A 12803-nucleotide genomic window follows, 5' to 3' on the forward strand; every position below is an offset into this window, starting at 1 on the left:
CAGGTTGCCGACCCGGGCACGGGATGGTGCGCTCCCGTCCGCGTCAGGACGCGGCGGGGATGTTCGCCAGCAGGGCGCTCAGCGCGCTCGCCTGGGTGCGCCAGTCGAACACGTTCGCCTTGTCGGTCCCGCTGCCCCCGGCCCAGCGCAGGCCGAGACGGTCCTCGCCGTTGCGGTCGTGGGCCCAGACGGACCCCGCCTGGCGGTCGACGAACCCCTGGTAGGGGTGGTCGTCGAGGGCGTCGTTCAGGTCGCCCAGGTACCGCAGGAAGATGCCCTTGAACTGCTTGGCGTTGTCGTCGCAGGTGCCCGCCGGGTCGCACTCCTCGGTGAGGATCCCGTCGGTGACCAGCTCCGGGTCGGTGGTGCCGGCGTCCGCGAGCCGGCGCACGGTCGTGAGGACCGACGCGTCGCCCGTGGCCCGGTAGAGCTCGAGGCCGCCACCGAGGAACACGCCCTGGTTGTACGTCCACACGGTGCCGCCGTTGTTCTCGCAGTCACCGTTGAGCCCGTCGTTCACCAGCCCGTCGGCGTTGATCATGCCGCTGGAGGTGATCCAGTCCCAGCCGGCCTGCGAGCGCGCGAGCCACGTGGTGTCGCCGTCGATCCGGTTGTGCAGCTCGGCCGTCAGCCGCACCCACAGCCCGTTCGTGACGGCGTTCTTGTAGGTGCGCTCGTGGTCCCACCACACGCCTCCGCCGCAGGTGCTGGTGTCCCAGTAGCCGTTGACGAACTCGCCGACCTTCTCCGCCATGTCGAGGTACTTCTGGTCGCCGGTGAGGTCGTACGCCTGCACCCAGGCGAGGCCCCACCACTCGGAGTCGTCGATCGCGCGGCTGGTGAAGTTGCCCCACAGCTCGTCGCCCGAGAGCTCGCCCGCGGGGAACGTGCCCTTGTTGCGCTCGAACGTGCGGTCCACCTGCGGCAGGTAGCTCCGGTCGCCCGTGCGCTGCATGTACTCGATGACGGTCTCCGTCGCGACGGCGGAGTTCCACCAGCTCGACGGCCACCACGCCTTGTTCGGGTCGTAGTCGCCCATGAGCACCTCGGCGGCACGGGTGGCCCGGACCGTCGACGGCGGGGACGCGATCAGCTCGTCCAGGAGCGGCAGGAGGGCGGCCTTGGCGAGGCGGCTCACCCGGGAGTCCTTCGCGTCGGCGACGGTCGAGCGCAGCTCGGCCAGCGCGTCCGCGAGCGGGGCGGCGTGGTTGCCGTCGGCGGCGTCCTGCGCCTCGTCGACCAGGTCGAGGAGGGTGCGCGAGAGGCCCTTGTTGATGTCGCCGCTGCGGGTCAGGTCCCCGATCTGGGCCCGGACCAGGCCGAGGCCTTCGCCGGCCCCGATCCACTGCGACACGACCAGCTCGAGGTCCTCGCGCACCCGGTCGGGCAGGAGGCTCTCCGGCGTGCCGTCCATGACGGCCTTGAGCGCCCGCACCTGGGCGCGCACGCCGTCCGTGTCGCCGTCGTCCTCGGCCGCCTGGGCGGCGTCGACGACGTCGCCGAGCTCCCGTGCGGTGCGTGCCGGGATCTGCCGGTCATGCCGTGCGTCGTCGAGCACGGCGGCGATCTCCGCCACGCGCGGCTGGTGCGCCAGGAGCTCCAGCTCGGACAGCGAGGTGGCCTTGTCCTGCGACGCGGTCACGAGGAGCCGGTAGTGCCCGTAGATGCCCGGGTCGGCCACGGAGAACGCCCGTGTCTGCTGCCGGTCGGCGAACTTCTGCGCGCGCCGGGTGTCGAGCGTGACCCACTTCTTGCCGTCGGCCGAGCCCTGCAGGGTCCAGGCCTTCGGGTCGCCTCCCGCCTCGGCCGCGGACGTCAGCGTGTACATGGTCACGCGGGCCGTTCGCCCCTTGAGCTCGTAGGCCGCGGTGGGCTTGGCCGAGGTGAACGTCGTCGACGTGGCCGACGTGTCGTCGAACAGCGCGCCGGCCTTCGCGACGGCGTCGTCCGTGCTCGCCGTCCCCTTCTTCGGGCCGGTGACGTCGGCGAGCGGGTCGGGCACGTCGTCCCCCTGGGTGATCGACGGCAGCGCGTCGTCGTCGCCCGTGCCCCACGCCGAGGGCGTCGGGCCCATGTCGAACTCGATCGTGCCGCCGGCGGCGAGCTGCTCCTGCGTGAAGAAGGTCGCCGTCTGGGGCTTGCCGTCGACGGTGACGCCCTGGATGTAGACGTTCTTCGCGCTGTTGTCCGGCGCGCTGAGCACGAGGTCCTTGCCGCTGGCGAGGTGGATCGTCGCCTTCGTGAACAGCGGGGAGCCGATCGCGTAGGTGGGGCTGCCCACCTGCAGCGGGTAGAAGCCGAGGGCGCTGAAGACCTGCCACCCCGACATCTCGCCGTTGTCCTCGTCGCCGGGGTAGCCCTGGCCGATCTCGCTGCCCACGAAGGCGCGGGAGAGCGCCTCACGGACGATCTTCTGCGTCTTCGACGGCTGGCCGACGGCGTCGTACAGGTACGGGATGTGGTGCGAGACCTGGTTGCTCAGGCCCCACTGGCCCAGGCGGACCGCCTTGGCCTCGCGCATCTCGTGGATGACGCCGCCGTAGGCGCCGGGGAACTGCGCCGTCTCGGGCGTGGTGAAGAACTCGTCGAGCTTGTCGGCGAGCGCGCCGCGGCCGCCGTACAGGTTCGCCAGGCCCTGCGGGTCCTGGACCGCGTGGAACGCGAAGTTCCAGCCGTCGGTCTCCGTGTACGGGCTGCCCCACGCGCGGGGGTCGAAGTCGGCGGCGGCCTGCGACCAGTCACCGTCGGCGCCCTTGGCGCGGAAGAACCCGGTCTCCGGGTCGAACAGGCGGACGTAGTTCTGCGACCGGTTCAGGTAGTACTCGTAGTTGTCGGCGTACTCCTGGTGGCGCGGGTCGGAGTCGTCGGAAGCGTCCAGGAGCTTCTTCGACATCGTCGCGATGCCGTAGTCGTTCAGGTAGTCCTCCAGCGACCACGAGGCGCTCTCGTGCGTCGACGCCGGCGTGTAGCCGAGGAACGTCGCCTGCTCCTGGCCCTTGCGGCCGACGTGCTCGTTCGGCGGGGCGACGGACGCGTTCTTCAGCGCGGCGTCGTACGCCCGCTGCACGTCGATGTGCTCGACGCCCTTGCCGAGCACGTCGGAGAACGCGACGTCGGAGCTGGTGCCCGTCATGGAGTTCGCGTAGCCCGGGGCGGACCAGCGCGAGACCCAGCCGCCGTCGTCGAACTGCTGGGTCATGCCGTCCACCATCTCGGCGGCGTCGTCCGGGTACAGCAGGGCGTACGCGGGCCACGTCGTGCGGTAGGTGTCCCAGAAGCCGTTGTTGACGTAGACCTTGCCGTCGACGACCTTCGCGCCGGTCCTCGTCGCCGTCGTGCCTGCGGGCGCGGGGTCGAGGCCCGTGCCGGACTGGTCGACGTGCTTCCACTCGGGCGCGGCCGCCGTGCCGACGTTCTCGTGCCCCGAGTTCGGGTAGAGGTTGAGGCGGTACAGGTTCGAGTACAGCGTGGTGAGCTGGTCCTGCGAGGCGCCCTCGACGTCGATGACGCCGAGCTTGGCGTCCCACAGCGCCTGCGCGCGGTCGCGCACCTGCTCGAACGTGTCGTCGCCGGCGATCTCGAGGTCGAGGTTGTGCTTGGCCTGCTCGACGCCGATCAGCGACGTCGCGATCCGCATCTCGACCGTCTTCGTCGTCGACGTGTCGAAGGTCAGGTATCCGGCGACCTTGTCGCGGCCGCCCGGGTCGAGCCTGTCGCCGGCGGTGGCCGGCCGGTCGAACGTCGCGTAGACGTACATCCGCTTGTAGCCGTTGCTCTGGCTGCCGCCGGCGACGTCGGTGTAGCCGGACAGGGTGCCGGCCGCCGGGTCGAGCGTCAGCCCGCCGTCGTTGCGGACGTTGTCGAGGATCACGTTCGACTCGTCGCCGGTGAAGGTGAACCGGAACATCGCGGCGTGGTCGGTCGGCGCGATCTCGGTCTTCATGCCGTCGTCGAACGTCACGCCGTAGTAGTACGGGCGCGCCACCTCGTTGTCGTGACTGAACGTCTTGGCCCGCACGGAGCGGGTGGCGTCCGGCGTGCCGGCCGCGGCCGACGGCATGACCTGGAACATCTGGCGGTCCGCGATCCACGGGCTCGGCTCGTGGCTGAGGTTGAACGACTCGATCTGCGGCCGGTTCTGGCCGTCGTTGTCCTTCTGGTAGGCGTACAGCCAGTTCGTGGACCCGGCGTCGGTGGACGGCGTCCAGAAGTTGAAGCCGTGCGGCACCGCGGTGGCGGGGATGTTGTTGCCGCGCGAGAAGTCGCCGGTCGAGTTGGTGCCACGCGTCGTCAGGACGTGGTCCGACGGGTGGTCGGAGGTGGCCGGCGCGGGCGCGTCTCCGATGGAGATGTCGTCGACCCAGCCGCTGAAGTCCGCCGGGCCGGCGGCGTTGTCGTAGCCGACCAGGACGCGGTCGATCGTCTTGCCCGCGGCGACGGCGCCGAGGTCGCTCTGCACGGCGTTCCACTGGTTCACGTACAGCGACTTCGCGTCGCCCTGGCCCTGCGGGTCGAGGGCGAAGCCGTGGCCGTCGGTCGCGGCGAGGTCGCTGAGGTAGGTGCCGTCGGTGAAGGCGAGGTCCACGGCGACGTGGGTGCTCGCGTACGACTGGTCCTTCTCGGAGGCCTCGGGGAACAGCTTGTACGACAGCTGCGTGTCGGCGCCGACGGGCACGTCGACGTCGAGGACGCGGTTGTCCGCGTAGCCGCGGCTGCCCGACGTCTGGCTGCCGGCGTAGCGCAGCGCGTGCGTGCCGGTCCAGCCGGCCTGCGTCTTCGCCGCGTACGCGCTGGCCGGTCCGGTGCCGAGCGTCGTCGCCATCGGGGTGGCCGGCGCCGCCTCGGTCGAGACGAGCCACTCGGCGAGCTGGGTGCCGTCGCTGCCGGAGTTCTCGGTGACCTTCAGGCGGTAGTAGCGGAACGCCTTCGGCTCCGCGACGGTGTACTGGCGCGTCTCGAGCCGCTCCGCGAAGCCCTGGTTGGTGCGGGTGTCGAGGGTGGTCCAGGCGTCGCCGTCGTTCGAGCCCTCGAGCTTCCAGGAGCGCGGGTCGCGGTCGGGGGCGTCGCCCGCGGAGGCGAGCGCGTAGGTGGCGACGGGCGCGGCCTTCTCGAGCTCGTAGGTGACCGACGGCGTCCGGGAGCCGACGAGCCACTTGGTGCTCACGTCGCCGTCGGCCAGGTTGGCCGCGACCTCGTTCGGCGGGTTCTCGCCGCTGGCGGTCACCTTCGCGACGGAGTCCGTGACGTCGCCCGGGAAGTCGATCGTGCCGGGCTCGAGCCGCTGGACGGACGCGTCGGCGACGACGACGTCGAGCGCGCCGCTGCTGTGGGTGCGGACCTGGAACTGGGGCCGGCCGCCGCCGCTGGCAGGGCGGGCGATGTCGACCGTCACGGTGGTCGGCTCGGCGGAGAGCGTGACCTCCTCGCCGCCGACGTCGCGGTTGCCGTCGTAGACGTTGAGGAACACCGTGCCGCTGCCGCTGAGCGTGACCTTCGCGCGCAGCGGGACGCCGCGCTCGAGGTCGGGCATCGGCACCTGCACCCAGGTCTCGCCGGCCGACTGCATCGCCCAGTGCATCGCGGAGTCGCCCTGCGCGGCGGTGGGTGCGAGCGTGCCGGGCACGTTCCCGACGCCGTTCTGGAAGGGGCCCTCCCAGGCGAGGGCGTCGGTCGCGCCGCCGAGCAGGTTGCCGCCCACGGGCGTGCTCGGGCTGCGCTCGAGCACGGTGGTGCCGACGACGCCCGAGGAGCGCGGGCCGTCGGGTCCCTGCTCGACCTCGCTGTCCCACGTGGGCTGCGGGTCGTCGGGCTCGAACGAGGTGAAGAACGAGCCGCCGTCGGTGGCAGTCGTGGCAGTCGTGGCAGCCGTGGCAGCCGTGGCGGGGGCGGCCGTCGCGACGCCCGCGACCCCGACGCCGGTGGCGCCGAGCGCGAGGGCGAGGACGGGGGAGACGGTGACCTGCAGGCAGCGTGCGCGCGCCGAGGCGCGCGACCGGGGTGGCTCGGACAGGGGCGGGGTGATCGGGCGAGAAGGCATCAGCGACCTCAGTGCTCGGGGCGGCGCGTTCGCCACCGCTTGACAGCGTTGTCTATGCAGCCACACGAGACCACAACTTCAGGATTTACTCAATATGAAAGAGGAAACTCCCCGCCCTGCGTGGTGGGTGGCGCAGGCCGCGTCGTTGCGCCACGCTCGGGGGCCGTGACGACCGCTGCGACGCCCCCGCCGACCGCCCGTGTCCTCGTCCTGAGCGGCCGCGGCCGCCACGAGGACCCCTGGCACGACCACGCGGCCACGTCGCACCGGCTCGCGCTGGTGCTGGCCGGCCTGGACCGCCCCGCAGGCGTCGACGTCGTCGTCCGCAGCACCTTCCCTGACGCGCTCGACGACCTCGACGAGGTCGACCTGCTCGTGGTCAACGCGGGCACGCCGTGGCCGGGGTTCCGTGAGGCCGGGATCGGCCCGGACGACGCCGCGTGGGCGCCGTTCCACGCGCGCCTCGACGCGTGGGCGCGTGCGGGCGGCCGGATCCTCGCCGTCCACCAGGCCGCCAACGCGTTCGGCGACCGTCCCGCCTGGGAGGAGGTGCTCGGCGGCCGGTGGGTGCCGGGGGAGTCGATGCACCCGCCGCTCGGGCCGACCACCGTGCCGCTCGCCGCGGGGACGCACCCGATCACCGACGGCCTGGGTGCCGTCGACGTCGTCGACGAGCGCTACTGCCGGCTGCGCGTCGCGCCGACGTCGCAGGTGCTGGGCTGGGTGACCGACGACGAGGGCGAGCGGCACCCGGCGGTCTGGGTCGCCGTCGCGCACGGCGGCCGCACCGTCTACTCCGGCCTCGGCCACGACGTGCGCTCCTACGACTCCCCGTCGCACGCCGAGCTCCTGCGGCGCGCGGCGACCTGGCTGCTGGAGGAGTGACGCGCGCCGACGAGCCATCTCGATGTCGAGTATCTTGACGTCAAGATAGAGGACGACGAGGAGACGACATGCGACTGCACCATGTCCAGGTGGCCTGCCCGCGCGACGGCGAGGACGCCGCGCGCGCGTTCTACGGCGCGGGCCTGGGGCTCACGGAGGTGGCGAAGCCGCCTGGGCTCGCCGGCCGCGGCGGGTGCTGGTTCCGGGGGTACGACGACGCGGGCGCCGTCGTGGCCGAGGTCCACGTCGGCGTGGAAGACCCCTTCGTCCCGGCGCGCAAGGCGCACCCAGCGCTCGTCGTCGACGACGCCGCCACGCTCGACGCCGTCGCGGACCGGCTCGAGGCCGCGGGGTTCGACGTCGACCGTACCGAGCGCGAGTCGTTCACCGGCTACCTCCGGTTCCACACCCGCGACGGCGCCGGCAACCGGGTCGAGGTGCTCGCGCCGGAGGTGCAACACCGGCCCTCCTGACCCTGGACGACCACGAGGGGCGCCCGGACGTGCACCCGGGCGCCCCTCGCGCCTGTCGCGAGGTCAGCGACCGGCGTTCGCGCCCGCCTCGATCACCTGCTCGTTGATCGACCGGACCGGGCCTGGGTCCACCTTGATCTCCCTGCGGTCATAGGTCCACAGGCCGTTGAGCTCGGTCTCCAGGTCGGTGACCTGCGTGTAGATCGAGCCGGACAGGTCCCCGCCCGCCCGGGGGAGGTAGAACTCGCGCGTGTTGTCCACGTACCTGCGGGTGAGCGCAGCCTTGTCGGCCACGCCGCTGTAGATCGCCGCCGGAGCGCCCGGCCACTGGTGGCCCGGGGTGCGCAGCGTGAACCCGCCGTGCTCGCCGTCCATCGCCATCCGGGTCTCGTCCGGGAACGGAGGGTCCGTGTTGGTGTAGTCGTGGTGGTCGATCACGTCCCCCCTGCCCGAGTCGCCCTTCGAGTCGCAGCAGTTCACGCCGCTGTGGGCGTTGACGATGCGCGACGGGTCGATCTCCTTGACCTCGTCGGCGATCTGCCCGGTGACGTCCCTGTCCCACTCGCCCCAGCCCTCGTTGAACGGGATCCACCCGACCACCGACGGTGAGCTGTGCAGCTGCGCCATCTCGGCCTTGCCCTGGTCCAGGAAGGCCTTCCGGCCGGCGGCGTCGGTCAGGTCGCCCGACACGAAGTCCTGCCACACCATCAGGCCCAGTCGGTCGGCGTGGTAGTACCAGCGCATCGGCTCGACCTTGATGTGCTTGCGCACCGCGTTGAAGCCGAGGTCCTTCTGTGCCCTCAGGTCGAACACCAGGGCGTCGTCGCTCGGCGGCGTGTACAGGCCGTCGGGGTAGAAGCCCTGGTCCAGCATCGCCAGCGAGAAGATCGGTTCGCCGTTGAGGACCATCTTCGGCACACCGTTCACCTGCTCCACGCCCACCGACCGCATCGCGAAGTAGCTGCGCATCCGGTCCGTGGAAGCGCCGTCGCGCAGGGTCACGTCGAGGTCGTACAGGTACGGGTCGTCGGGGCTCCACAGGTGGGTCGTGCCGCCGGTCAGCTCCAGGGTGAGTGGTTCGTCGGCGGGGCCGCTGACGCGGCCCACCTCCGAGCCGGCGGTGTCGCGGGCCACCGCCGTGACGACGGCGTCGTCGGAGGCGCCGGCGGCCGCGGCCTCGACCTCGAGGCTGTCGTGTTCGACGTCGGGAGTGGTGCGCAGGTCGTCGATGGACGACGCCGGCACCGGCTCCATCCACACCGTCTGCCAGATGCCGGACGACGGGGTGTACCAGATACCGCTCGGGTCTTGCACCTGCTTGCCGCGTGGCTGGTTCTTGCCGGTGGTGTCGGAGACGGCGACGACGAGCTCCTGCCTGCCCCGGCCGCGCAGCGCGTCGGTGATGTCGGCGCTGAACGCCGTGTACCCGCCGGTGTGCTCCGCCACCTGCTTGCCGTTGACGTACACGGTGGCCTGATAGTCCACCGCACCGAAGTTGAGCTTCACCCGCTGGCCCTGCTGCCGCCACCCTCGGGGCACGGTGACCTCTTTGCGGTACACCATGTGGTCCTCGTGGCGCTCGATCCCCGACAGCAGGGACTCGACCGGGAACGGCACGGTGATGCGCTCGTCGAGGTCCTTGCCGAACGTCGGCGTGGCGCCCTCCTCGGACGCCTGGAACTGCCACGACCCGTTGAGGTTGCGCCACTGCGTGCGCTCCTGCTGGGGGCGGGGGTACTCCGGGAGCGGGTGCTTCCGATCGAGCTTCTCGCCCCACGGGGTCAGCAGACGGTGGGTCGAGCGGTTGTCCGCGTCGCGCAGGATGGCGGGCACCCGCTCGCGGCCCACCGTCAGGCCGCCGTCGCCGTCGTAGGAGAACCGGACACGCTGGCCCTGCTGGACCGGCTGCACGAGCGTGATCTGCGCGGTGGTGCGGTCGCGCGGGTCCACCCGGACGCCCTGGATCGGCATCGGCACGGTGTCGGCCTCGACGGACAGGTGGTCCGCGAGCGTGCCGAGGTCGGAGACCGGCTCCTCGAACCGTGCCGAGAGGCGAGTGCCGCTCTCCTGGGTGGTCAGCTCGACGGGAAAGACCTCGTAGTCGTCCGGCGGGGTGAACGCCGACGACGGCACGACCTGCTTGCCGATCCCTGGCCCGGACCAGCGCAGGAAGAGGTTGGCGCCTCCGACGTCCTGGAAGAGCTCCATCCGGAACGTGTGCGCCGCGCCGGCCTCCAGGTGCACGGTCTCGCTGGTCTGCTCCACGTCCCAGTCGCCCACCCAGTGGTCGATGACGGCCTCGTCGTCGAGGAAGAGCCGGAACCCGTTGTCGCCGACGGCGTAGAACGTGTAGTCCCCGGTGGTGGGGGCGGTGAGGTTCCCCGTCCACCGGGCGGTCGTGTGCTCGCCCTTTCCGGTGAGTGACTCGAAGGTCGGCACCAGGTTGGGCAGGTCGATGTTCGGGTCGAGGGCGACCCCGCCGAGCTCGGCGAAATCGTGGGCGTCCGGGGCAGAGGCTGCGAAGTACTCGCCCTTGAGGCCGTGCACCTCGATCTCGTCCGCTCCGGAAGCGGGGGCCGCTGCGAGCCCGGCGAGTGCCGTGGCCACGGCGGCCAGGACGGCGAAGGGCCTACGGAATCGTGGTTGTGACAGCGCTGACATCGAAGACATCCTTGTCTCTCGGTTGATGGCATCGGGCAGGTGCCACCGCACCATGGATCGGCCGGGGCAACAACCGGGGAGCGTCAGGTGCCGGGGTGACGGGGTGAGCAGCCCGCGTCCGAGAGCTGCTCGCGCAGCATCGCCACCTCGTCCTCCAGCTGTGCTGCGTTCCGATAGCGCCCGATCCCGGTCCGCACGACGAGCCCGGCTCGTTCCTCGTCGCAGCCGAGCAGCGCGGCGACGCGGGCGACGGCGTCGTCGTCGGAGCCGGCGGAGAGGACCGCGTCGATGACCTCCTCCAGCCGGCCACGCGCGGCGAGCAGGGTCGACGTCGTGGCGAGCTGCTCCCGTGTCGCCTGTTCGAGGTCGCCGGGGTCCCCGGCGGGTTCGGTCGGGCACCGTCGCTCGATGTCGTCGGCACCCAGGTCGAGCGGCAGCGGGTCGTCGGTCCAGAGGCCGAGGGCGGGGAGCACGGCGTCGGCCAGGTTGCGCCCGGGCCGCGCCCGAGCCCACTCGGACCGTCCGAGCGTGACCGGCAGGCGCGCGTAGTCGCCCGGGTCGAGCGGGACGGCCCAGGTCTGGCTGCCGAAGTAGGCGAAACCGACGCCGCCACGCTCCTCACCGGCGGGCCGGAGCGAACCCGCCACGAGGAGGTGCTCCCCCTCCCGCGGTTCCCATCGCGTGGGCCCCTCGTTGACGAGGTCGACGGCGAGGTGGTCGAGGTCGGGCTTGGCGCTGGTCGGGCCCGACCAGCGCAGGAGGAGTCCGCGAGCGCGCTCCGGGTCGAGGGGCAGCGAACGGTGGGGAGGGGTCATGTTCCTGAGCATCCCAGCCGCGCCGGCGGGTGCAAGGGCAGTCCGCGGGTGTCAGGACGCGCCCGGGAAACCCGCCTGCCGCCAGGCCTCGTAGACCACGATCGAGGCGGCGTTGGTGAGGTTGAGCGACCGGCGGCCGGCCAGCATGGGGATCTTCACGCGGTCGGTGACGCGCGGGTGCTCCATCGCCTCCTCGGGCAGGCCGGTGGGCTCGGGCCCGAAGAGCAGCACGTCGCCGGGCCGGTAGGCGACGTCGGTGTACGTGGTGGTCGCGTGCGCGGTGAACGCGAAGACGCGGGCGTCGGGCAGCGCGTCGAGCGCGGCGTCGAACGACGGGTGCACGTCCACGACGGCGAGGTCGTGGTAGTCGAGCCCGGCGCGCTTGAGCTTGGCCTCCGACAGGTCGAACCCCAGCGGCTCCACCAGGTGCAGGCGTGCCCCGGTGACGGCGGCGAGCCGGATCGCCGAGCCGGTGTTCCCGGGGATCCGCGGCTCGTAGTAGACGACGTGGGCGAACGGGGACGGCGGGGTGGCGGGGAGCTGGTCGGGCACGGGCCGATTCTCCCACCGTGCCGCCACGGCGCCTGCGCCGGGCGTAGGGTGGGCGCCATGCTGATGCGCGCGTCCTGGTGGTGGCTGCCCCCGCAGCCGTGACCTGACGCGCCCACCAGCACCAGTCCCGAGCTGCCCGTCGCAGCCGGGACGTCGTCGTGTCCGGACCGGTCCGACGGGCGGCGATCCTCCGAAGGAGCCGCCCCATGTCCGTCCTGACCGCCCCCGCTTCCGCTGCCACCGCCGCTGGCCCGGCCGCGGCCACCCCGAGCGCCGCCGTCGCGCAGGCCCGCTCGGCCGAGATCGAGGCCGAGATCGCCCGCGACCCGGGCCGCTTCCGCGTCCTGACAGGCGACCGGCCCACGGGCGCGCTGCACCTGGGCCACCTGCTCGCCACGCTCGACAACCGTGTCCGGCTGCAGGACGCCGGCGTGGAGGTGGTCCTCGTAGTCGCGGACTACCAGGTCATCACCGACCGGGACGACGCCGGCGACCTGCCCGCCGTCGTGCGCGAGGTGGTGCTGGACTACCTCGCCGCGGGGATCGACCCCGCGCGCAGCACGGTCTTCACACACTCGGCCGTCCCGGCGCTGAACCAGCTGCTGCTGCCGTTCCTGTCCCTCGTCAGCGTGGCCGAGCTGGAGCGCAACCCCACGGTGAAGGCCGAGGCGGCCGACGCCGAGCGACGGCAGGGGCGCGGCATGTCGGGGCTGCTGTTCACCTATCCGGTGCACCAGGCCGCCGACATCCTGTTCTGCCACGGCAACCTCGTGCCGGTGGGGCTGGACCAGCTGCCGCACCTGGAGACGACGCGGACGGTGGCGCGGCGCTTCAACCAGCGCTACGCGGCCGCGAGCCCGTACTTCCCGGAGCCGGAGGCGCTGCTCACGCCGTCGCTGACCGTGCTGGGCGACGACGGCGCCAAGATGAGCAAGTCGCGGGGCAACGCGCTGGAGCTGCGCGCGTCGCAGGACGAGACGGCGCGCTTCTTCCGCCGGGCGCGCACGGACTCGGAGCGGCGCATCACGTTCGACCCGGAGGGCCGGCCCGAGGTGGCGAACCTGCTGCGCATCGGTGCGCACTTCGCGGGGTCGACGCCGGAGGCGCTCGCGGAGTCGGTCGGGGACGCGGGGGCCGGGAGGCTGAAGGCCGTCGTGACGGAGGCGGTGGTGGAGGGGCTGCGGCCGCTGCGGGAACGTCGTCGTGCGCTGGCCACCGACGCGCCCGCGGTGGTGCGGGACGTCCTCGCGCGGGGCAACGCACGGGCGAACGCCGTCGCCGACCGCACCCTGGCGGACGTCCGCGACCTCATGGGCACCGTCTACGCCTGACGCGCCGCAGCCGAACAGGTGGTTGTTCACGTTCTGAGCTCTCAGAACG

At 72.2% G+C, this 12803-nt stretch carries 7 protein-coding genes; 3 read left to right on the top strand and 4 right to left on the bottom strand.

Annotated features, from left to right (window positions below):
- Positions 1 to 43: 43 nt before the first annotated feature.
- Positions 44 to 6037, bottom strand: a complete 5994-nt coding sequence (locus ACFT55_RS14135) for a GH92 family glycosyl hydrolase (RefSeq protein WP_380244472.1) — start codon at positions 6035 to 6037, stop codon at positions 44 to 46.
- Between the two features lie 165 nt (positions 6038 to 6202).
- On the opposite strand from ACFT55_RS14135, the gene ACFT55_RS14140 reads away from it, so the two are divergent.
- Entirely contained in the window at positions 6203 to 6922 is a 720-nt protein-coding gene (locus tag ACFT55_RS14140; RefSeq protein WP_380244473.1) for a ThuA domain-containing protein, read from the top strand.
- 68 nt (positions 6923 to 6990) lie between these two features.
- Complete coding sequence (locus ACFT55_RS14145; protein WP_380244474.1) at positions 6991 to 7395, top strand: VOC family protein; 405 nt, start codon at positions 6991 to 6993, stop codon at positions 7393 to 7395.
- A 63-nt stretch (positions 7396 to 7458) separates the two neighbouring features.
- On the opposite strand, the gene ACFT55_RS14150 is transcribed toward ACFT55_RS14145, so the two are convergent.
- The 3 genes from ACFT55_RS14150 to ACFT55_RS14160 all read right to left on the bottom strand — a co-directional run bounded on the left by ACFT55_RS14150 (position 7459) and on the right by ACFT55_RS14160 (position 11423).
- Positions 7459 to 10056 carry a PA14 domain-containing protein gene (locus ACFT55_RS14150; protein ID WP_380244475.1) on the bottom strand — a complete coding sequence of 866 codons (2598 nt, stop codon included), beginning with the start codon at positions 10054 to 10056 and terminating at the stop codon, positions 7459 to 7461.
- A gap of 83 nt (positions 10057 to 10139) precedes the next feature.
- Positions 10140 to 10871: a hypothetical protein gene (locus tag ACFT55_RS14155; protein WP_380244476.1), complete on the bottom strand. Its 732-nt coding sequence runs from the start codon at positions 10869 to 10871 to the stop codon at positions 10140 to 10142.
- A 51-nt stretch (positions 10872 to 10922) separates the two neighbouring features.
- On the bottom strand, positions 10923 to 11423 hold the full coding sequence (locus ACFT55_RS14160; RefSeq protein ID WP_380244477.1) for a tRNA (cytidine(34)-2'-O)-methyltransferase: 501 nt from the start codon (positions 11421 to 11423) through the stop codon (positions 10923 to 10925).
- A 206-nt stretch (positions 11424 to 11629) separates the two neighbouring features.
- Between ACFT55_RS14160 and trpS the strand changes: the two genes are divergently transcribed.
- A complete protein-coding gene (gene trpS, locus ACFT55_RS14165; protein WP_380244478.1) occupies positions 11630 to 12754 on the top strand; it encodes a tryptophan--tRNA ligase in 1125 nt (374 codons plus the stop codon).
- The last annotated feature ends 49 nt before the right edge of the window (positions 12755 to 12803 follow it).

It is taken from the genome of Isoptericola sp. NPDC057191 (genome assembly GCF_042670225.1).
Taxonomy (GTDB): domain Bacteria; phylum Actinomycetota; class Actinomycetes; order Actinomycetales; family Cellulomonadaceae; genus Isoptericola.

Bases quoted from the DNA above. Each gene is read 5' to 3' on its own strand.
- ACFT55_RS14145 (WP_380244474.1), top strand. From the start codon at position 6,991: ATGCGACTGCACCATGTCCAGGTGGCCTGCCCGCGCGACGGCGAGGAC.
- ACFT55_RS14135 (WP_380244472.1), bottom strand. From the start codon at position 6,037: ATGCCTTCTCGCCCGATCACCCCGCCCCTGTCCGAGCCACCCCGGTCG.
- trpS (WP_380244478.1), top strand. From the start codon at position 11,630: ATGTCCGTCCTGACCGCCCCCGCTTCCGCTGCCACCGCCGCTGGCCCG.
- ACFT55_RS14150 (WP_380244475.1), bottom strand. From the start codon at position 10,056: ATGTCAGCGCTGTCACAACCACGATTCCGTAGGCCCTTCGCCGTCCTG.
- ACFT55_RS14155 (WP_380244476.1), bottom strand. From the start codon at position 10,871: ATGACCCCTCCCCACCGTTCGCTGCCCCTCGACCCGGAGCGCGCTCGC.